General features: G+C 41.7%; 18 protein-coding genes. 10 read left to right on the top strand and 8 right to left on the bottom strand.

Annotated elements, in window-relative coordinates:
- Window positions 1–27: 27 nt before the first annotated feature.
- On the bottom strand, window positions 28–606 hold the full coding sequence (locus Q4561_RS03485; protein WP_303457609.1) for an exopolysaccharide biosynthesis protein: 579 nt from the start codon (window positions 604–606) through the stop codon (window positions 28–30).
- Between the two features lie 197 nt (window positions 607–803).
- Between Q4561_RS03485 and Q4561_RS03480 the strand changes: the two genes are divergently transcribed.
- Window positions 804–2306, top strand: coding sequence for a diguanylate cyclase (locus tag Q4561_RS03480; RefSeq protein WP_303457608.1), 1503 nt, complete (start codon window positions 804–806; stop codon window positions 2304–2306).
- Window positions 2307–2311: 5 nt separating this feature from the next.
- Here Q4561_RS03480 and Q4561_RS03475 read toward each other — a convergent pair whose 3' ends face one another.
- The gene (locus tag Q4561_RS03475; RefSeq protein WP_303457606.1) at window positions 2312–3358 is read right to left on the bottom strand and encodes an alcohol dehydrogenase family protein; all 1047 of its coding nucleotides are present in this window, start codon (window positions 3356–3358) and stop codon (window positions 2312–2314) included.
- A gap of 12 nt (window positions 3359–3370) precedes the next feature.
- Window positions 3371–3907, bottom strand: a complete 537-nt coding sequence (locus Q4561_RS03470) for a TetR/AcrR family transcriptional regulator (protein ID WP_303457605.1) — start codon at window positions 3905–3907, stop codon at window positions 3371–3373.
- 399 nt (window positions 3908–4306) lie between these two features.
- Between Q4561_RS03470 and Q4561_RS03465 the strand changes: the two genes are divergently transcribed.
- Both Q4561_RS03465 and Q4561_RS03460 read left to right on the top strand, forming a co-directional pair.
- On the top strand, window positions 4307–4945 hold the full coding sequence (locus Q4561_RS03465; protein ID WP_303457604.1) for a hypothetical protein: 639 nt from the start codon (window positions 4307–4309) through the stop codon (window positions 4943–4945).
- A 2-nt stretch (window positions 4946–4947) separates the two neighbouring features.
- On the top strand, window positions 4948–5766 hold the full coding sequence (locus tag Q4561_RS03460; protein ID WP_303457603.1) for a DUF3307 domain-containing protein: 819 nt from the start codon (window positions 4948–4950) through the stop codon (window positions 5764–5766).
- Here Q4561_RS03460 and Q4561_RS03455 read toward each other — a convergent pair.
- The 4 genes from Q4561_RS03455 to Q4561_RS03440 all read right to left on the bottom strand — a co-directional run bounded on the left by Q4561_RS03455 (window position 5763) and on the right by Q4561_RS03440 (window position 10544).
- Window positions 5763–7823, bottom strand: coding sequence for an EAL domain-containing protein (locus Q4561_RS03455; protein ID WP_303457602.1), 2061 nt, complete (start codon window positions 7821–7823; stop codon window positions 5763–5765). The two genes, Q4561_RS03460 and Q4561_RS03455, sit on opposite strands and share 4 nt — an antisense overlap.
- Window positions 7820–8305, bottom strand: coding sequence for a YfiR family protein (locus tag Q4561_RS03450; protein ID WP_303457601.1), 486 nt, complete (start codon window positions 8303–8305; stop codon window positions 7820–7822). The genes Q4561_RS03455 and Q4561_RS03450 overlap by 4 nt, the downstream gene beginning before the upstream one ends.
- Window positions 8306–8314: 9 nt before the next feature.
- Window positions 8315–9373: a hypothetical protein gene (locus Q4561_RS03445; RefSeq protein WP_303457600.1), complete on the bottom strand. Its 1059-nt coding sequence runs from the start codon at window positions 9371–9373 to the stop codon at window positions 8315–8317.
- A 325-nt stretch (window positions 9374–9698) separates the two neighbouring features.
- Window positions 9699–10544, bottom strand: a complete 846-nt coding sequence (locus Q4561_RS03440) for a DUF4437 domain-containing protein (RefSeq protein WP_303457599.1) — start codon at window positions 10542–10544, stop codon at window positions 9699–9701.
- A gap of 233 nt (window positions 10545–10777) precedes the next feature.
- On the opposite strand from Q4561_RS03440, the gene Q4561_RS03435 reads away from it, so the two are divergent.
- From Q4561_RS03435 to Q4561_RS03405, 7 genes are all read left to right on the top strand, one after another.
- Window positions 10778–11731, top strand: a complete 954-nt coding sequence (locus Q4561_RS03435) for a LysR family transcriptional regulator (RefSeq protein WP_303457598.1) — start codon at window positions 10778–10780, stop codon at window positions 11729–11731.
- A 115-nt stretch (window positions 11732–11846) separates the two neighbouring features.
- Window positions 11847–14306: a TonB-dependent siderophore receptor gene (locus Q4561_RS03430; RefSeq protein ID WP_303457596.1), complete on the top strand. Its 2460-nt coding sequence runs from the start codon at window positions 11847–11849 to the stop codon at window positions 14304–14306.
- Between the two features lie 38 nt (window positions 14307–14344).
- Window positions 14345–14626, top strand: coding sequence for a hypothetical protein (locus Q4561_RS03425; RefSeq protein ID WP_303457595.1), 282 nt, complete (start codon window positions 14345–14347; stop codon window positions 14624–14626).
- On the top strand, window positions 14623–16257 hold the full coding sequence (locus Q4561_RS03420; protein WP_303457594.1) for a PepSY domain-containing protein: 1635 nt from the start codon (window positions 14623–14625) through the stop codon (window positions 16255–16257). The genes Q4561_RS03425 and Q4561_RS03420 overlap by 4 nt, the downstream gene beginning before the upstream one ends.
- Window positions 16257–16529: a DUF3325 domain-containing protein gene (locus tag Q4561_RS03415; RefSeq protein ID WP_303457593.1), complete on the top strand. Its 273-nt coding sequence runs from the start codon at window positions 16257–16259 to the stop codon at window positions 16527–16529. Before Q4561_RS03420 ends, Q4561_RS03415 begins: the two co-directional genes overlap by 1 nt.
- A 114-nt stretch (window positions 16530–16643) precedes the next feature.
- Window positions 16644–17612 (top strand): alpha/beta hydrolase, encoded by a 969-nt coding sequence (locus Q4561_RS03410; RefSeq protein WP_303457592.1) that lies wholly within the window; start codon window positions 16644–16646, stop codon window positions 17610–17612.
- Window positions 17613–17616: 4 nt separating this feature from the next.
- On the top strand, window positions 17617–18819 hold the full coding sequence (locus Q4561_RS03405; RefSeq protein WP_303457591.1) for an RNA polymerase sigma factor: 1203 nt from the start codon (window positions 17617–17619) through the stop codon (window positions 18817–18819).
- Here Q4561_RS03405 and Q4561_RS03400 read toward each other — a convergent pair.
- Window positions 18816–20189, bottom strand: a complete 1374-nt coding sequence (locus Q4561_RS03400; protein ID WP_303457590.1) for a hypothetical protein — start codon at window positions 20187–20189, stop codon at window positions 18816–18818. The two genes, Q4561_RS03405 and Q4561_RS03400, sit on opposite strands and share 4 nt — an antisense overlap.
- Window positions 20190–20697 lie beyond the last annotated feature (508 nt).

Here is a 20697-nt window from a genome sequence, read left to right as displayed (position 1 = left end):
GTTGTCATTCAGTTAGCTTTTATTGATTTAAAGCAGCCCAGATATTGTTAGCGTTAAATACACAGTGCCTAACTGAATTATCATTCCTAATCCAATAAACACCCCATCCCGATTGGTCATGCCTATTGCGGTTAACGTTAACGCTGAGGCGGGGAGTGCGACAGCGAAGGGCACTACTTCTAGCGGGATCATACACAACGAGGCAAAAGCACAATAAGCTGCCACCATATTTTTCCAAGGTGATTTAGATAAGGCTGTGAATCGCGGTTTTAATAGCTTTTCGGTTTTTTTAACATAAGGCTTTGCACGTTCTACCGCGCTTTGTAGTTTATCTTGCTGAATTTCCTGGTTAGTAATTTTATTCGGCAACCAAGGTGTACTTCTACCTAGTGCTACTTGTATGCAAATTAAAAATAGTGTGATGCCACACAAGGAAGGTACGCCTGGGATGGCACCAGTAGGAAGGAGGGCAATCAAGGAGGGTATAAGTAATAGCGGGCCAAACCCTCTGTCTTCAAAGCGAGCGATAATATCTGCTGCACTTTGCTTTTCGCCACCGTCTTCATCAACTAACTTATCCAAAAGCCCACTTATTGATTCATTCATATTAACCCATCCATAAGTTACCTCGTGTCCTTAGGAAAGAAACTATGGTGAAACATAGTTGCTGTAACTTATTACGTAAGTTCCTTGTAATGGATTACTGCAAACATTCTCACAGTTAAAGCTAATCGCTGAAAAGCGTGTTTTATGAATATGTACTAAAGTAATAGCTAATTACTTAACTTCTATAAGGGGTATATGTGGAGCCAAATGAAGGCATTAAGTTACTACGTCAACTCCCCACCTGCTTGTTATTCAAGCCTATTGGTGATCCTGAGTTCGATGTAAGTACTGCGTTTGCTCGACAATTCGGCGAGATAGCGGTAACGAATGCGTTTCTTCAAAGTTTACGTTTTTACGATCCTATTACTAAAGAAGAACTCACCGGCAGCCAGCATCCATTCTCCATTGCAGAAGAAACATTGCACCTTTGCCAGTGGGTGCGAATTCAAACCCGTGAGCAAGGTATTCAGTTTTTTCTGGAAAGCTCAGTGGTCACTTTCAATGATGTTAGCTGGGTGGTCATTAACGCAAAGGCGGTTCAAAACAACTTATTCATTCCACCTGAAGAGTCTTCACCTGTGGGTAAGCATATTGCTTTTAATGGGCTGCTTGCCACATTGTCTTCTCAACTTATTAATGCTGCTAACGATAAAGTTGATGATCTTATAGACGGCGTATTAGGCGCGTTTGGTGAGTTTTGTGATCTTGATCGCTGCTACTTATTTAAGTTCTATGATAACGCGCAATTTGCCACTAATACCCATGAGTGGGTAGCGGCAGGGGTACTTCCTTATAAAGACGACCTTCAAGCTTTGCCAATGGATACTATGCCTTACCTAGATAGAAAGCTTAAACAGGAAGGCTTGTTCAAGGTGAATAATGTCGCATACTTGCCTACAGAGGCCAAGGGCGAGAGAGAGGAGTTTGAGCGAGAGCGTATCTGCTCTATCCTTTGTGTTTCAATTGAGCTAGATAATGGTATTTTTGGTTTTATTGGCTGTGATATTACAGGTATTCCATACACGTGGCGCGACCATGATATTAAATACTTACAGCGCATAGCTCAAATGTTGGCGAATACGTTACAAAATGCACATAACGAGCGGGCACTTCATGATGCACAGCAGCAATTAATTAATGCTAATAGCAAGTTAGCAAAATTAGCCAATATTGATGGCTTAACCGGTATCGCCAATAGAAGGTTATTTGATAATACTCTGCAAGCTGACATTGATAAGAGCCTTACTAGTAATACACCGCTAAGTCTATTGCTAATAGATGTAGATAACTTTAAAGCGTATAACGATTATTATGGTCATGTGGCAGGCGATAGCGCACTAATTCAGGTTGCTGAAATACTTAAGAAAACCTGTGTTGGCAATGACGATGTCGTTGCACGGTACGGTGGGGAAGAGTTTGTTGTAATTTTGCCTTACACGGACACAGATACTGCAATACAAGTGGCCGAGCGAATACGTAAGAGTATTGAGCAAGCGGCCATACCTTTCGAACTGTCGAGTTATGGGAAAAGGCTTACCATAAGTTTGGGGGTGTCTACTATGTTACATTGCCACCCAATTAGCCCAAACGAATTAATAGAACGAGCCGATACTGCACTCTATCTGGCTAAATCGCTAGGGCGTAATCGTGTTGATGTGTGGGAACCCGCAAAGCCTTTAGAAACCGACGTTAATACCTAATCAGATTAAAACGTAAGCACAAACTTTCCAATATGCGCTTTTTGTTCGAAGTCTACTTGTGCTTGTTTGATGTCTTCAATCGGGTAGGTTTTAGACACAAGTGGTGCTATATCACCCGCTTCAATACGTTTAACTAGGTTGCCGAATACCTCTTCTGAAAGCACAGTACAGCCCAATAATTGTAAATCTTTTAAATATAGCGTTCGCACATCTAATGGCACTGTGTGGCCAGCAATAGCACCGGATACGGCATAGCGACCAAAGGGGCGCATCATATCAAGCAGCTCTGGCCACCTAGGCCCAGCCACTAAATCTATTACCACATCAAAGAGCTTATCTTTCGCATAAGCTAACCAATTACAATCGCGTGTTAGCGTATCGTCTGCGCCAAGTGCTTTTAGTGCCTCTTGTTTCGATTCACTGGTGATAGCTACCACAAAAGCGCCTCGCGCTTTGGCTAGTTGTAAGGCCGCAGAGCCTACACCACCAGAAGCCCCAGTAATAAGCACTCTATCGCCTTTAGATACTGCAGCCCGATGCAACATGTTTTCGGCGGTAGAATATGAACATGGAAATGACGCAAGCTCGGCATCAGTTAGTGTTGAGTTTACCGCATGGGCGTGCTTAGCGGCTACTTTTGTGTATTCTGCAAAGCCACCGTCACATTCAGATCCAAAGTACCACGGTGAGCTTAATTCAATGCCATCCGCTTCTGATAAGCTTGGCTCTATAATGACTCGCTCACCAATTCGATTCGCGTCTACTTCGCTACCTACTGCTACAATATAGCCGCATACATCTGCGCCTTGAACAAGGGGAAGCGGTAGTGGTGTGCCAGACCACGATGCATCTTCTGCATCGTTATCGCCTTTTGAATACCATCCTTTGCGGGTATTAATATCGGTATTATTTACACCAGCCGCGGCGACTTTAATCACCACATCGGTTGCAGCGGGAACCGGCAAAGCTAGATCGTTACGGATACTCAATGCATCAAGGTCGCCGTGATGGGTAAGTACTACCCCTTTCATTTGTGATGGAAGTTGTGACATAAAAAGTCTCCGTTAAGTTAAGCCATGTTCTTTAAGTATTTGGTTTAGCATTACCTGGGTAGTATCTAGGGTTTCTTCGCCCATAGTCGGCCAAGCAGCAGACATGCCTTCATGTAATATGAATAGGGAGTTCGACAGTGAATCATTACCTGTTAAATCGAAAAGCCATTGGCGGACATCGGCCTTGTGGGTGTTTACGGCAGTCGTTACCTGTACATAGTTGGGATAGCTAGATAATGCTTGTAATGACATACAGCCGTTAGGTGCATATTGCGCAAGCCATAAAGCAAGACGATCGAACACATGTTTTACCGCGCCATGTAAATCGTCAGGGCAGTCTGTGGCCAGAAATGATAAATACCGCTGGTGGCGGTGATCAAGCGCACCAATTATCATATCTTCTTTAGAAGGAAAATATTTATACAGGGTTTTGAGTGTAGTCCCTGTTTGCTCCTTTAAAGAGGCGACATTAGGCTGGGTAAAACCATTTATGCTAAACGCACTTTCAAGACGTGCAGCAATGTCATTCTTTCGTTCATCTGGTGTCATTATCACTTCCGAATTTATACCGTTAAAGTAAAGGTAGAATGAATACTCTACCTTGTGTTTTAATGGTAGAGCAATCATTCTACTTTTGCAAGTGCTCTTAGGAATATGCGTTTTTAGAGTGAATATTACTCGGTATCACGGTTTTACCTTGATTAAGTGATTATTTATGGTTACTTTGTTTAATGTGATTGTTTTTGGTGTCTTTTGTGAAAGTGCTTATTTACAGTAACTGCACGCACCGATGACATTATCTACTATGGCGTATTGCATCTGTATAAAAATACAGGCAATCTGGAAAGCAGAGTCGCGTAAGTCAACGTAAGCCAAAACTTGCCAAGGCAAGTCTTGTTTAATGCTTGGTGCTTTACTTAATGCGTAGCGCTTTACGAAGGGGAAGTTATGGATAATACAAATAAACATGCGGCGGTACTCACCGGTGATATCGTGAATTCCCAACGTTTAAGTGAAGGGGAATTAAAACATGTACTTTCAGTATTAACCGCTACGCTAGACACGCAAACAAAGATATACAAAGGTCAATACGATGTATTTCGTGGCGATGCTTTTCAAGCTGTTATCTCTACAATTAAATGCGCGATGCATGTAGCAGTTTGTATAAAATTAGCGCTAAAAGCTTGCAATCCTTCAACAGATGTACGAATTAGCGTCGGCATTGGAAAAGTGAGCTTTACCGATGGACAAGTTAGGACCGGAAACGGCGATGCCTTTGTACGCTCGGGCAGGGCGCTCGATAACCTTAAATCTCAGCATTTAGCTATTATTAGCAGCAACGAAGTCTTTAATAAAAATACTGGGTTGTTAACTGCGTTTGCTGATAGCCATATTAGTTCGCTAACTCAAACTCAGTCAGAAACTTTACTTGCTTATATTAATGCTGAAGATAAAGGCCATGAGCAAATAGCGAACACACTAGGAAAAACCCGAAGTAACATTACCCGTATTTTAAACGCCAGTGAATATCACTTAATCAATGATTATTTAGCGTTTATGGCGGGCGAACTGGAAACGGAGCTGTAAGCATGGAGCAACTTAGCATAGTGATAGGGCTGATAGTTGCCCATTTGCTTGGCGATTTTTACTTTCAGCCAAGTAGTTGGGTAGAGAGCCGTAATACCAAACACCTGCAGTCGAATGCATTATACTTTCATGCGTTATTACACGGAGTGTTAGCCTTAATAGCTTTGGTAACGGTTTCCTGCATAACTCTTGTTGCGCAAAAAGAAACTGGCCTAGCCGACATGGACTTTACCGCTCTGTTGATGGTAGCGGGTGGGGTATTACTAAGCCACTTTTTGATTGATGCTGTAAAGTCTTACGCAAGGGCATCAACCTTGGCTTTCACGCTTGATCAGCTAGCGCACATTGCTGTGATCATTATATTGTGGGCCGCGCTTACTCATCAGTTTGAAGCCTTGTTAAAGCAAGTTTTACTCATTGATTATCAACATCTGGCCATAGTATTAGCCTATTTAGTGATTTTGAAACCGACGTCTATATTTATAAAACAGTTACTTTCACCGTGGACAAAAGAGTTAGATTCCATGGTGAAACCAAAAGAAACAGCACAACTCGTTCAGTTGCCAATCCAAAATACCTTGGCCATGGCAGGGCAACGAATAGGCTATTTAGAACGCTTACTTATTCTTACTTTTGTACTGATAAACCAATTTGCGGCTATTGGTTTTCTGCTTGCTGCAAAGTCTATTTTTAGATTTGGTGATTTATCAAAAAGCGAAGATAAGAAGCTAACGGAATATGTTTTATTAGGAACATTAACCAGTGTGGTAATAACCATTGGCGTAGGGCTTACCACCCGTTGGTTTATAGGAAAGCTTTAAGTTTGGTGAGTGTCTAGCATTAGCTTAGCTGCAGCGTCAACATGCAAAGGCGGATGGTAATAATACCCTTGAATAATATCGCAGCCCATCTCTCGTAGCTGAATGAGTTGGTCTTCTGTTTCTACACATTCTCCTACTGTAACGAGGTTTAGGCCTTTGGCCAGCATCACTATTGCACTTACAATGCCATCGTTAGATTTTGACTTTCCTAACTTTTGTACAAAGCTGCCATCAATTTTCAATTTATCAATAGGTAGTGTGGAGATATAGCTTAAGCAAGAATAGCCGGTGCCAAAGTCATCAATGGAAACTTTAAAGCCTAACTTTTTTAACTTTTTCAGTGATGTTAAAGCAAATTCTGTAGAGCTTATAAACGTATTCTCGGTCAATTCAACTTCAATTAATTCAGGCGGAATATTGTTAGATGCCATGATATCGGCAATCTGCTCGGCACAGTCTAATTGAGTAATAAAACAAGCAGGTAAATTGATGGCAACAGGCACCAGAGGCACGCCTTGAGTTCGCCAGTGATTCATTTGGGCGCTAACACGATTCAATATCCAAACACTGAGTAAGTTGATTAGGCCGGCTTCTTCAGCAATAGGAATAAAGTCTGAAGGAGGGATATAGTTGCCTTCAGCATTTTGCCAGCGTATTAAGGCCTCCATACCTTTAATGTGGCCAGTGTTGGCACAAATTTGAGGCTGATACACCATAGTAAATGCATCTTCAAGTTTCAGTGCATGTCGTAGTTGCCCTTCTAAAGAAAGGCGGTTCATTGAGTTTTCTAACATGCCGTCGTTAAAAAAGCAGAACTGACCCGGCCCTTGTTCTTTAGCGTGATACATACTGGTGTCGGCATGCTTCAATAATGAAATACCGTTTTCTTCTTGGGTCTCATAAACCGCAATGCCAATACTGGTAGAAATATGAAGTTGATGCCCCTCTATTAACATAGGTTCACTTAAACTCGCGATAATGTGATTGGCAAGATAAGATAAATCATCTTTTGAGTGTAATTCTTCAACCATTACGACAAATTCATCGCCCCCCCACCTAGACACTCGGTCTTGTTTAACCACAATTTCAGTGAGTTTCTTTGATACTTCGACAAGTACTTTGTCACCAATATCATGACCAAGGCTGTCGTTAATAAGCTTGAAACGATCTAAATCGAGAAACATTACCGCCAAAGGACTACGAGTCTTATTCGCTTTATTAATCGCAAGTTCTATTTGTTCAACAAAAAGGTGGCGATTAGGCAAATGCGTTAACGCATCATAATTAGCGCGTTGGTAAAGCTGGCGTGTTCGAAGTTCCACTAAACTTTCAAGTTCAGTATTGTGGGCCTTCAATTGTTCTTGATGGTTTTCAACTGTGGCCAAAATATCGTTTAGACCAGAAAATAACTCCCCTAGTTCATCATTGCGAACTTCCGGCAAGCGAGTATGGTATTCCCGAGATTTTGCCACCTTTCTGATTAATGAAATAAGCTTGTCGATAGGGCTGGTGAAGAGCTTCTGTAAACGGAAATTGAGCAAGTAAGAAAGCAGCATACTTAGCAAAAGTACGCCTATAACTACAAGCAACGCTTGATGCTGTTGCGAATCAAGAGAATCAGTGCTTGCCGACAACATAAGGAAGCCAATTATTTGTTGGTCGAAAACGACAGGTTCAACAAAGTAAAGGGCGTCGTCTTTAAAGGTTTCCCCTAAAGGAAGTTGTTGGGGAGAGGTTAGGTCGAAAACACCTTCTCTAGAATATTCAGCAAAGAGATTAAACTCAGCGTCGTATACTTTAGCGGTTAACGTGGCTTGTAACTGTGACGCCGCAAACAGTAAATCTTGAGTAGACTGTGCATCATTAAAAAGCACCGACGAGCGGCTTGCTGAGGCTAATAACTTAGATTGGCTGCTAAGTACATTTACCAAGTTGTTTTTGTAATCACTTATAAAGTTGGAATACAGTAATCCTGCTACAAGACATAGCGATAAAAAGTTAACCGAGAGTACGGCAAACAGCTGTTTGGTGAAAAAAGAAGTAGAACGAAATATCATTTTATTTTCGCTACCTTCAACAATTCAGAGCTTATGGTTAATTCGAGTCGTTCTGCCTCGGCTAAATTAATTTCAAACCTCAACCGATTGTTTTCTTGATAAAATGTAAATACTGATGGTCTGTCAATCAAATCGGGGAAGTCACTTATTAAAATGGTAGAGGTGCTGAGATTTAGCAGGACATCATCATTTTTAATAATATAAGCGAAGGTGCACATTTGTTTACCGTCTAACATAACAATGCTAATAGGCGCACCGCTGCTACTCGGCCTGCTTTCTACCAACTGTGTTAAAAAGCGTCGAAACACTTCATCGTCTTGCACGCAAAAATTAATAGACTCAGAACTCGCCCTGTCCCATTTAATAAATTTCGTAAAATTAAACATATAAGCGGCTTTGAGCTTCTCAATTTTCTTTAGGTCGGCAAAAGCCGAGTGACTAAAGCTTAGCGTCAGAGCGATAACAACCAGTAAATACCGCATGTACAACACTTAATATAACACTGAGAATTGAAGGCCTGCTCGCCACAACTCTTGAGGTTGAGGCCCATTTAAGTTTTGGTATACAGGTTTACTGACATCAGCAATTACTTTTAACCAGTCAATAGGAACAAATGAAATGCCACCGGATAGACTTACTTTCTCACCGCCGTATAAATTAGGGTTAGTAATACTGGCAGGGTAGGGATAGTCTCCACCTACCGTAATTTCATCGTCCTGCCCATGGATAGAGTCTGAATAACTATAGGCTGCACCAGTAAATAAAACAGTAGTTTGGGATAGTGGAAAATTATACTTTCCACTTAATTTATAGTTGTTCCCAAGGCGATAGTTTCTATCATTAGTCCCCGTTCTGAGCATGGCAGACAACGAGACTGAAAAGGAATGTTCGCCTTTATTCTGATAACTCACTTCCAAAGGGAAATCGTAGGTACCTGATCCTAACTGCATGGTGTAGGGAAGTTGTTGATCACCTGAATCTCTGGGGGTATCGCCTTCTTCATCTATGGAGCCAGTGGGTAGGCTTACACCGGCAGTTACCCACCAACTATAATCAATATTATCTTTAAGCGAATAGCTAACTGACAATGCAATGTCGCCTAATCCTGTAGACGTAATAATAAAGTTATCGTAACCTGGTACTGCACTTATATGGTCAGTTTCTTGGTGAATAAACGGAACTTGAATGCCAAGCTTTAAGCGATTATTGACTTGGTAGCCTAATTGAACAATTTGCGCGTATTGATCGATAACCGTAGGCACCACAGGGAAGTTAGCTTCCGTACGCGGTTCATCACCTGGTGAAAACAATACATCGTCAAGACTAACGTCACTATCATCAATTTTATAGCCATCAAATTCTGCTGCTTTAAACTGTACAGCAAAACTCCACCGGTTAGGTGAAGATAGCTCGGTATCTTGCTCATTAATATCTACATCGAGAAGCGCTTGAAAACTTAATTCTGCAAATTCTGAAGGCGTGCTTTGGGCTAATACGGCACTTGTGAATGAGGCTAAGCCAAAACTGGCTACTCTCAGGAATTTTCTCATTAATGCGCTCCGAGACTGGCCAAAGAAAGAATGTAATAAACAACCAGTTTTAGTATAGGATAAAACCTGACTATTACAAACTTCTACTATTCTGGTCAACCTCTTATATATGTATTTCAACTAATTGATTAGAAAGGAATAACGGCGAAGTGTAATAAGACTATTTTAACGCTAATTGATGTGTTTGATTTTCTATGCAATACAAAGCTAAACGCCATCAAATCGTCGCATTTAACTACATGGTTTACAAAACGGGGAAGTGGTTACAACTGCCATTACCTGAGAGAGTAAGGCTACTAAAATGCAGCCTTATCAAAGTGCTTTGTTAATAAACTTTATATGAACGGTTGGTACGAATATAGATAGTTGCTTCGCCTTTACCTTCATTAATAATTTGATGTTCAAATGTGCCTGTCGACTCTACATAGCTTCCTGCGCTCAAACTGATAGGCGAGCTAACCTCTCCAGACTGATACTCAACTTCACCTGCGATAACTACTGCGCGAAATTCATTGGCTTGTGTGCTGATACTGCCTTTAAAACCGACTGGCAACTTCACCATTGAGCCATTCAAGTCGCTAGTGTTACCCCACAAGTACGTTGACAAAACACCCGTTGCACTTGTGTCATGCAGCTCGGCATTGTCTAACCACACTATGTTGTCTTTGTGTAAGTTGAGGGGGCGCTCGCCGTTGTCGAAATGCTCACTAGATGGTTGTACTAGGTAAGGGCCAGAATCTATTTCTAAGTAAATTAAATTAGCGCTGCCGTTTGCTGCAGTGGTGTGATTTTCACCAGCAGGTTGCGTCCAAAACGAACCAGCAGGCATCCACATTTTTTCAGCGCTTGGGTCGTCATTGTGCATAGCGCCTTCAATCACAATACCGCGATAGGTAATGTTGTGAATATGCGGTGGAGACTCAAAGCCTTTATTAAAACGTACTAGCATACCGGTTGCCGTATCTTTAGTACGATCGCCCCAAAGATCTGCTGCACCTGGGCTTTTATCGCCACGAAGCGGGTTTAGGTAACCCCATTCAATATCGTCTGCTGCCACTACCTTAGATGCTGTCTGGGCTGCAAACGCTGCTGTGCCGGTCAACGTTGTAGAAAGTACCATAGCGCTTGAAAATACAAGTGCGAGTGTTGTTGCTTTAACTGTGAATTTCATTTTTTAACCCTTTAACTTAATTGCTTGCGTGTATTTTATGAGCTGACAGGCAGTGGATAAATGGACAAATAGCGAATACACTTTCGCTAAAACGTGGATAATAAATAGGGTGGGTAGGTTTATTGTCTCTGTTTTCGCTATAATAAATCGAATCTGATTAAAGTTTATGCCCTCGAACTGACACGGCGATAGTCACATTTTACCAAGCGCTAGCGAATGAAAAAGAAGATGTTATGAAGATAGAAGACCTGCAAGTATTACTCAAGGTAGCCGAACTGCATTCAATTACGGCAGCGGCCAATCAACTAGACATCAGCTCTTCTGCCGCAAGCGTCGCGCTAAAGCGCATAGAGCAACAGCTTGGCACTCAGCTATTTGTGCGAACCACCCGCAAAATTCGGTTATCCCCAGAAGGGGAACGTTTTCTGCCCTTATGTCAGCAAGCGATAGATTTGCTGCAGCAAGGTGTTATGCGTATCAGCGAAAAGCAGCAAGATATTAATGGCGAAGTGAAAATGGCCATGTCTTCTGAGATGGGCCGCAACTTAATGCGGGTTTTGTTGAACGATATTATGAATGAGCATGAAGACGTGTCGCTGAGGTTGCAGGTAAGTGACAGCCGAGTCGACTTCTATCGCGACGGGGTAGACGTTGCGCTGCGAGCCATGACGAAAAGCGCGGTGCAAGAACTTAATATGTATGGGTTCAAAATTTGTAATATTCCACACTTTATCTGCGCATCTCCCAGCTATATAGAAAAGCATGGTGAGCCTACCACTCCTGAAGAATTAGCCAATCATAATGCATTGCTTTACAAATTATACGAGCTAACCCACGACGGTTGGGATCTCTATAGAGGTGAAGACAAAGATAAAGTGAAAGTGAAAAGTAACCGCGCAGTGAATGACGGCGACATTGTGCGCCGATGGTGTGTGGACGGCGTGGGAATAGCGAAAAAATCTGTTATCGATATTGCAGAAGATTTACTTGCCGGGCGACTTCAGCGAGTCATGCCGGCTTATCACATTCCCCTAACTGAAATGTGGCTGGTATTGCCTAGCAGGCAGCTTATTACTCCAGCTATACGTCTCATTCGCGATGAACTAAAAGTGAAAATTAGTGAGCTACGAAATACGCTGATTGAAAGAGATTTAATAAGCGAAGATGAATGGCCAACATCTACATAAAACCTCAACTATAAACTGTTGTGTAAATTAAGTTGAACTTAAAGCTGTGTTTATTTACCATGCGCGCCTGATAATGAAAGTGATTATCATTTGCGATTAACAACATGGATACATAATGCACATAAACTTTACACACACGACTAAAGTTAGCGCGGCAACTGCGCTATTCTCTATTTTTTACACCACGGCTATATCAGCACAAACTACAGAATCAACGGAAAAGGGCTCGCTAGAAAACAGCGAAAATGCCGTTGTTCAAGAGCAAAAAATGGTTGATGAAAATCTAGATGTTATTACCGTGTACGGTCGCCATAATCGATTAATTCTAGAATCAGGCACTGCAACAAAATCAAACATGAGTTTGATGGAAACTCCAGCGGCAGTCGTGTTGGTAGATGGAACTTTGTTAAAAGAACAGGGTGTTGACACTCTACAAGAAAGTATTCGCAATATTAGTGGCTTAACGCAAGATGGTAATAACTACGGGGTGGGTGATAACCTTGCGATACGTGGCTTAGGGGTTAACTATACCTACGATGGAATCTATGCAGGTGCTGATTTTGGCAATAGCTACAACCCCACACGTTCAATGACTAACGTTGAGAGCATTGAAGTACTAAAGGGCCCTGCAACAGGCCTTTACGGTATGGGTGAAGCTGGCGGTATTATTAACCTTATTGAGAAGAAGCCGCAATTTGAAGAGCGGTACGAAATACAGGCAGCGGTAGGTAGCTGGGATAGTTACTCGTTAATGTTTGATGCAACAAACGCTATTAATGACTCTTTGGCCTATCGTGTGGTAGCTAATCACGAACAATCAGACGGTTATCGTGGTCTTAGCGATGAACGTAGCGAGTTATATACGTCGTTACGATATGACTACTCTCCAGACAACAAGTTTTTAATCTCCGCAGCATATATTGACGATGCTATTCAGATTGATTCTATCGGTCATCCGGTTCGCCTGCTCGATTTAACCTTATTAGACGCCGAAGCTGGAAGCATTACCGCAGCAGATCTAGTGAATGGCGATGCGGATAGTGGTGGCCTGCAGCTAACTGATGATCAAATAGCTGAACTAGCGGCCTCGCTAACCTCTACCGATGGTGTACAACCATACGACTTAGGTGATACCAGCCTAATTTCACCAATTTCAGAGCCAAACCAAGGTAAAGAGTTTCGAGTAAAACTTCGCCAAGATATTAACTTGAGCGATAGTTGGACGCTTACCCAACAATTACAATATCGCACGTATGAAACTGATTACATTCGTCAAACCAGTGCTTATAACTATGTGTATACAGATCGTACCGACATCATAAACTTAGAGCCTCGTGCGCCATTGGTCATTGATGATGTGCTGTATCCTTATGCTGCGCGCAGACAAGAATATCGTAATGTTGTAGCCGATGAAAAAGTGTGGCAGTACTTTATTGATGTGACCAATACGTGGTCGGCTGGCGGTGTAGAAGGTGAGCACTTATTTAGTGCGAACTATGAAGATCACGAAATGTCTTATGCACAGTGGTCTATCTGGGATGCCGATGATACTCGAAGCGATGCAGTGCCGTACATTTTAGATATTCGTAATCCTAACTGGCCTACAGGCTCGTTTGATGACTACAACCCTTCATTACGTAGTAAATATGAAAAGGATGTATCAAGCTGGGGCGTAAGTTTCCAAGAAGTGCTTTATTTCAATGAGTACTTTACTGGGCGTTTCGGCGGTGCTTATGGCGCCGTTAAACAAACTTACTTAAACCAATTCAGCGATGGTAATCCAGAGTACGATGCTGATGATGATGGTTTTACCTATAACTTAGGCCTTACTTACAAAGTAACACCTAATATTTCTACATTTATTAACCACTCTAAAGGCAGAACTGCATACAGTGTCTTAGGTTCATTGAGTGAAGAAAATAACCGCCCTGATTCAGAATCAATTTCATGGGATTTAGGGCTACGTTTTACCGCTTTGTCTGAACAGTTACTTGGTTCAATTGTTGTCTTTGATACCGCTAGAACTAACCTGCAGTACACCAACCCATTGTACGAAGATAACATTGACGATCCGGCATATAATATTGATGTTCCAGAGTTTTATTACGATGAACAAGAACGTACTACGGGTGTTGAAGTTGATATTAACTTCGATATTAATGAGCAATGGGCATTAAATACCAACGCAACGTACCAAGAACCTGTTACCGAACCTGGTGATTTTGCAAGCAGCACAGACGAAGAGCAAACTAAAGGTATTGCGGAAAAAACGGCGAGTGCATGGTTAACCTATAGTCATGTATTCAGTGCTTTGCCAGCGCCAGTGAAATTCAGTGTAGGTGTGTCTTATGAAGATGAACGTACTATTTCTGCATCAGCATTCGGTATCGACTACGCCTTCGTGGATTCATACACAGTGTGGGATGCTGCCATTAGCTACGTATCAAATGATTGGGACATTCAGCTTAACATCAAAAACCTTGATAATACCGACTATTATAGTAGTGCAATGTACCTTGGTGGTCTTCCAGGAGAAGAGCGAAACGCTAAGCTAACCGTAGCTTATCGTTTTTAATCCAAGGAATACTAAGTAATAACAGGTAATAACCAAGTTTGAATAAAAACGTAGCTATTACACTGCGTAGCATAGCCGCCATTATTGGCGGCTATGTGCTATCCGCACTCTCATCAATTTACTTAACCTACGGGTTGGTAAAATTAACGTATATAAGCGAAGGCGTAGCAGTGTTATCCGCTAGCATGCTGAGTTACATAGTATTTTTCGCTTTTTTCATTGCCAGCTTCACGGTTTCCAACATTGCAAAATGGTTGATTAGCTCAATCTTATTGATTGCAGTGGCAGTGCTATTTTTACCCTTGGTAGACGTATTGTGAAAACGACATTTAGAAAATCAATGATTTGGCTTCACACTTACCTTGGCATAATAACCGGGTGGTTGCTGTTCGTTATTTTCGTTACGGGAACCCTTAGCTATTTTACCCCTGAAATTAGTTATTGGATGATGCCAGAGCGACAAGTTATCGCGGGAGATTCGCAGCAACAAAACCAAGTGTATGCACAGGGACAGCGCTACCAATTAGAGAAATCGATAGACTACTTAGAAGCGCACGCAACAAATACCAATTCATGGCGAATTTACTTACCTACGCCACGTGATCATCATTGGTATGTTCAGTGGAGTGAAGGCAAAACGCGCCATTTAGTAAGTTTTAATAAAGATGCAATACCAATAGAGACAGCCACAGATACCAAAGGCGGGATATTTTTCAGAACATTCCATTACACCTTACAACTAAGAGGATACGGCGGGCGCTATATTGCTGGGGTCGCTGCCATGGCGATGCTGCTTGCGCTTTTCACCGGAATATATACCCACAGACGTTTTTTCAAAGACTTCTTCACTTTAAGAAAGGGTAAGCTAACAAAGTGGACAACTGATTTTCATGCATTAATAGGCATTGTAACGCTGCCTTTCTGCCTAATGATTTGTATTAGCGCTATTATGATTTACGCCATTATGTACATGCCATTTTCAGCAAATATGCATTTTGAGAAGGGCGAGCGAGGCGTTAACAAAGTTATTATTCCATCCTTGCCCACGCTCAGTAGTAGCGTGGAGGCGCTAAATACAGACGGAGAAAGTAAAAGCGTCGCTTATCCCGCTATCCTCACTAATTTAAAAAAGCATTGGAAAGAGCCCAACGCGATTAAGCGCATTACAGTTGAAGCGCCATTTAAGGAAAATAGCCGATTTATTGTAGAGCGTACCAAAAGCCTTTCGGTATCGAATCGTAGCGAGCGGTTGGTGTATGAAAGCTACACCGCAGCGCCATTAGAAGGCTACGCCGATGAAAGTGCACCAGCCACCTTCAGGCGAATAATGTATGGGTTACATCAAGCTAACTTTGCCACCATTGGTTTGCGGTGGTTGCTGTTTGGTTTAGGTGCACTGGGTAGCGCGCTAATTGCAACAGGGCTAATAATTTGGGTTAACAAGCGTAGAACTGCCTATTTAACTGCTAACTCTCTTCGAGATGACTCTTCCTTATCTTTACGTATTATGGAAAAGGGTAATATTGCTGCAATAATGGGGATTGCTATTGCCACATCAGTTTTCTTTTTGGCGAATAGACTATTACCTGCAGACATGATTAACCGTGCAAGTATGGAAGTGAATGCTTTTTTCATTGCATGGATATGTAGTGTAGGGCATGCCATTATTCGGCCAAGTCACAATGCTTGGTATGAGCAAACATGTGTTGCCGCCTTAAGTTATATAGCGTTAGCCGTAGTCTCGGTTAGTATACCTGTTGAACGTGCCCTCGATGCCGTTGCTACTTGGGATATCACTTATCTAAGCTTTATTGTTGTATTCGCATTATGTGGTGTGGGCTTTATGGCACTAGCTCGCGGGTTAAAGGTTCGCTTAGTACGCACGTCAAACGGATATGTTCCACACACCAAGTCTGCAGACGTACCGAACATAAAAGCGAGAAAACGATAATGGTGACAGTATTTATATTAGTAATATTGGGCATTGCGTTACTTGCGCTAGCAAGCGATAAACATTTCAAGCAAGTGGCAAGCATATTCAATCGCAAGCGAAGGGCATTTGTTCACACTGCAACACGTGTAAGTGGATGGCTATTAACGGGCGGTTCGTTAATAGCGGCAGTTTATGCGCCACTGCCTTTATCGATATCATTGGTTTGGTGGTTTACCTTAATAAGCTGCGCTATTTTTTTAGTGGCACTTATCATTAATAAGAGTAATTAATGCCAGCAATGCATTGCATCAGCGACTCAAAATAGCCCGTTAATATTTCTTCTCTAAAAATGTTGTCACACTTTTGCCACTCGGCGTGACTATACATAAAAGAGGAGTTAAACCATGAAAACCTTAAATGTAACCACGCTAATTTGTGCTGCCTTGTTGGCAGTTAATTCACTTAAAATAAATGCAGAAGATGAGCAAGCGGTAGCCATTCAACCTGTTACTGTTTACGAACAAACTACGCCCTCAGCATCTGGTATCGCCAATAACATCGTTATTACCGACCACGCAACTAAAGCTAAAGAACTAAACGTGTTATTTATACCAGGTTTAATGTCTAACGCTTCAGTTTGGTCAGATTTATCCCAAGGGCTTGGTAATTATTATAAAGATGGATATCGAAGCCACTTTGCTCAAGTAGCAGGGTTTGCAAACAACAAAGTCTATCCAAATAACCGATTATCCAAAATTACTGCTGCGCTAGTATCTTATATTGAAGATAACAACCTGAATAATGTAATAGTTATTGGCCATAGTATGGGCGGTCACATAGCTTATCAATTGGCCCTTGCGCTGCCAGATAGAGTAAGTAAGGTGGTATCAGTAGATGGCTTACCGTTTATTACGCCTATTTTTACCCGAAGCAATCAGGTAACTGCAGCGCAGGCACAGCCTTATGCGAACAAGTTGAAATCGCAATACGCCAATATGGATAGTGCCGAATTAACTGCCTACACTCGCAAAGGCGTTAACATTCAGGCAACCAGTGAATTAAATCAAACGAAAGTGCTGTCTATGGCATCAGGTTCGCACCCCGAAACAGTGGGGCAAATAATGGCTGACCTAATGACATCAGATTTGCGCTCGGCTATAACTACTAGTAATACGCCTATACTGTTTCTTGGCGCTAGTGGAGGCTTCAATAGCGACGATAATAAAGAGATGGTAGAGCGCTTATACGCAGAACAATTTGCTGAAGCAAGCCAAGCAAGTGTAATAATGAATACCCAATCTCGTCATTTTATTATGTTCGACAATTTGCCTTGGTTATTGCAACAGACAACACAGTTTTTAGGAAAGGAGTAAGCGCATGGACGTGTATTCTTCAGATGTCATTGCCGCACAAAGTGGTGATCTTAAAGCTTTCGAACGCTTAATAAATGCCAGCAAAAATACGGTCACTGCAATTGCTCTAGGCATTGTAAAAGATATAGATGCTAGCGAAGACGTAGCGCAAAAAGTATTTATTAATTGTTGGCAAAACCTAGCTACCTTAACCAACCCTAAAAGTTTTATGCCTTGGGTACGCCAAGTGGCCCGTTACATGGCCATTAATTACCTGCGAGACAACAAAGTTTCACAATCGATAAAAGGTGATGAGGGCGAAAGTATTCTGGAAAGTTTCTGCAAAAGTGGCGATACGCTGGAAGCTAGCGTGTCAGATGAGCAAACGAAGAAAATAGTTGCAGCCCTTATTGATGAACTGCCATCAGATAGCAGAGAAGTGGTGTTGTTATATTATCGAGAGCAATGCTCTACAAAACATGTGGCGCAATTACTCGACATTTCTGATGCTGCAGTAAGACAAAAGCTTTCCCGGGCACGCGCCATGCTTAAAACCTTAACACTGGATAAATTCAGCCGCGTTATTATTGCTACAACGCCAGCGGTTACATTTACTTCAATGACATTATCATTGCTAGCTGGCCCTAAACCCGCCGCAGCGGCGGTAACTGCAGGGGCTACAGGAAGTGCATCTAAAGGCGGCGTACTTAACAGTATTTGGAGTAAAGTGGTGTGGGTATTAAGTGGCGCTATGTTAGGTGCGCTTGTTGCCATGGTGGCGGTAATTGCTTCACATAAATTGGCTGAACGCCACATGAGGCATGAGTCTAACAAGAAAAAGCTTAAGCGAGTGCGTAATTACACCCTAGTGTGGATTTTTGTTTGGGGTGTTTTATTCGCAGCCTCTTATGAATTTTCTACTGGGTTTATAGCACCGCTATTAACCTACTGCGGGTTTGGTGCAGGTATCGCTATTTTAACAAAGCGCGCTCATCAAATTATTTACTCGCCATCACAGAAACTAAGTACGGCACCTTCTGATATAGAGTGTGAATTGCATGAAAAGCGCGAACAGCATGGTAAGTTCAACCAGAATAAGAGTACAGACGTTCAAGATGAAAACTCAGTGAATGTTACTAACGTTCTCGGGCTTTACGGTGGTCTTATTCTTGGTTTTATAGGTTTAATCGCAGGGCTAATTAATAGTGGGCGATTAGTACTAGGTTAGTCAGCTTCTCGCACTTCTAAGGCTTCTATGTTGATAATAGTAGAGCGGTTTAACGTTATTTTAAATCGCTGAACTTGCTGCTGCTTTTGTTTGTTGGTATGCATTAGTACCACGTTTATTTGATAGCGACGCTCAACAGCTTGTTTGGTAATTTTGTTATTTTCTAGCGAATACAGCCTACCTTCGCCTTTTTTAAGAAAACGAACAAAGGGAGTTAGATTAAAGTAGATACGCTGTTGTATTTCATCGTAACCCGGCAAGAAGCTTTTCGCATTCACGCGAATGTCGCTACGAAAATGAAGCAACTGGGCTGCTTGCTTGTTTTGCTGTCTTCGGGTTTGATACAACCTATCAACCTGCTTGGGCAAATCTCTATTGCGAATGTATTCAAGCCAAATGGTTTGAGTGGCAATTCTGCTTTTGTTTACACTGTGGCTATAAATAATCTTCCACTTCGGTAGGCCTTTTTGAATACGCCGCCAAATTACCCGAGTAATGTCTTCTTTAAATATTTCCCTAAGCCCGTAAATAACACCAAGAATTCCCACGAAGGCCACAGTCACTTCGGTAAAATTAGTGCGAGCGTTTAGTACCAACACCATCACCGCAGCCATAATTACCGCGGTTACCGTACCCTTAACTAACCGGTTTAAATAGGTATTTAGGCTTTTCGTTTTCTTTTGAAATACCACGCCGTATTCAATTAAACGCTGTAGTAGTCGCATTTTGTTAGTAATGCGGTTTGGATCGTCTAACGTAATCTGCGAGTTATATTGGTTATCTGCGCGGTACTGATTTTCGCGTTTACAAAAGTCGAGAAGAAATTTGCGTTCACTGGAATAGTCACTACTTTTCGGGGCAGAAGAGAGCAACTTTAAAAACGACTGCTCTACCTGCCAACTTAAATAATTATCAGCATTCTCAAAATATGCCCGTAACTTTTCATCAGAAGGGGTGTAGCGCCTAAGCTTTTTCAATAGGTCTGAGGTTTGCTCTGCTAGCACAATGGCTTGCGGGTAAAACGATTTGCTATCTTTAATCTTTAGCGTTTGTTTTACATCGGTGTCGAGTGCAGTACGGATTTGATACGAGTACAAGTTTAAATTTAGTCGGTAGTCACTTTGCTCGCCTTTTTTCTGACTAATAAAGCGGCTACGCACCAAGGGAACATGCAACTGATCTGAATAATAGGCACTGTGGTTTTGAATACTGTGGTGAAAGTACTGTTCTTCGGTAAGTGTCTTCGAACTAATACCCATTTCATCAGGCAGTGAAAAAAACAGGTCGAGACGCTGATGATCGCTAGGTAACAGCTGATAATCGACTCTTAAAGACAGGTTTTCATCTTGCGTGAGTTTAATCTTGTGCACTTAGGTAATTATCGCCTTATTCATCACAGTGTTACCGCTTCTTACGAAAGTATGCACTAGTTTGGTTTTGTTACGAACAATACTACGGATTATATCGCTTTTATAGGGCGCTATTATACTTTGAAGTCATTCGAGGGAAACAATTCTGTCTATCTAATTAAGCAATAAACGCTGATTTCCACAAGTTTATTTGGTTGTTTTATAATCTACTCATAGGTTAGTGCTTAGTGGAAGAAATTGTTCGTGTTCTATCTAATCAGCAATTCTAAAAAGCGAATGTTCTAACTGATTGCTACACCCACCCTTCGAAACTGTACATAAATAAAACTAAATCAAAAGAATTAGGCTAATAAAAAAGCAATATGTACGCATTTTAACCCCCCTGTTTAGGTTAAAACAAAGCCTCTTAGATTTAGCTCAAATGATTTTTAAAAAAAATCAGCCTTTGTCAACGTTGAATTATTAGTGTTATTACCTTAGTATTTATTTTTATTGAACGATCAATTAA

The organism is Alteromonas sp. 1_MG-2023 (assembly GCF_030547075.1).
Taxonomy (GTDB): domain Bacteria; phylum Pseudomonadota; class Gammaproteobacteria; order Enterobacterales; family Alteromonadaceae; genus Alteromonas.
This window is presented reverse-complemented; position numbering and strand designations above follow the sequence as displayed.

Excerpts from the sequence above, each read along its gene's own strand:
- Q4561_RS03485 (WP_303457609.1), bottom strand. The coding sequence starts at position 606 with ATGAATGAATCAATAAGTGGGCTTTTGGATAAGTTAGTTGATGAAGAC.
- Q4561_RS03475 (WP_303457606.1), bottom strand. The coding sequence starts at position 3,358 with ATGTCACAACTTCCATCACAAATGAAAGGGGTAGTACTTACCCATCAC.
- Q4561_RS03470 (WP_303457605.1), bottom strand. The coding sequence starts at position 3,907 with ATGACACCAGATGAACGAAAGAATGACATTGCTGCACGTCTTGAAAGT.
- Q4561_RS03465 (WP_303457604.1), top strand. The coding sequence starts at position 4,307 with ATGGATAATACAAATAAACATGCGGCGGTACTCACCGGTGATATCGTG.
- Q4561_RS03460 (WP_303457603.1), top strand. The coding sequence starts at position 4,948 with ATGGAGCAACTTAGCATAGTGATAGGGCTGATAGTTGCCCATTTGCTT.
- Q4561_RS03455 (WP_303457602.1), bottom strand. The coding sequence starts at position 7,823 with ATGATATTTCGTTCTACTTCTTTTTTCACCAAACAGCTGTTTGCCGTA.
- Q4561_RS03450 (WP_303457601.1), bottom strand. The coding sequence starts at position 8,305 with ATGCGGTATTTACTGGTTGTTATCGCTCTGACGCTAAGCTTTAGTCAC.
- Q4561_RS03445 (WP_303457600.1), bottom strand. The coding sequence starts at position 9,373 with ATGAGAAAATTCCTGAGAGTAGCCAGTTTTGGCTTAGCCTCATTCACA.
- Q4561_RS03440 (WP_303457599.1), bottom strand. The coding sequence starts at position 10,544 with ATGAAATTCACAGTTAAAGCAACAACACTCGCACTTGTATTTTCAAGC.
- Q4561_RS03435 (WP_303457598.1), top strand. The coding sequence starts at position 10,778 with ATGAAGATAGAAGACCTGCAAGTATTACTCAAGGTAGCCGAACTGCAT.
- Q4561_RS03430 (WP_303457596.1), top strand. The coding sequence starts at position 11,847 with ATGCACATAAACTTTACACACACGACTAAAGTTAGCGCGGCAACTGCG.
- Q4561_RS03415 (WP_303457593.1), top strand. The coding sequence starts at position 16,257 with ATGGTGACAGTATTTATATTAGTAATATTGGGCATTGCGTTACTTGCG.
- Q4561_RS03410 (WP_303457592.1), top strand. The coding sequence starts at position 16,644 with ATGAAAACCTTAAATGTAACCACGCTAATTTGTGCTGCCTTGTTGGCA.
- Q4561_RS03405 (WP_303457591.1), top strand. The coding sequence starts at position 17,617 with ATGGACGTGTATTCTTCAGATGTCATTGCCGCACAAAGTGGTGATCTT.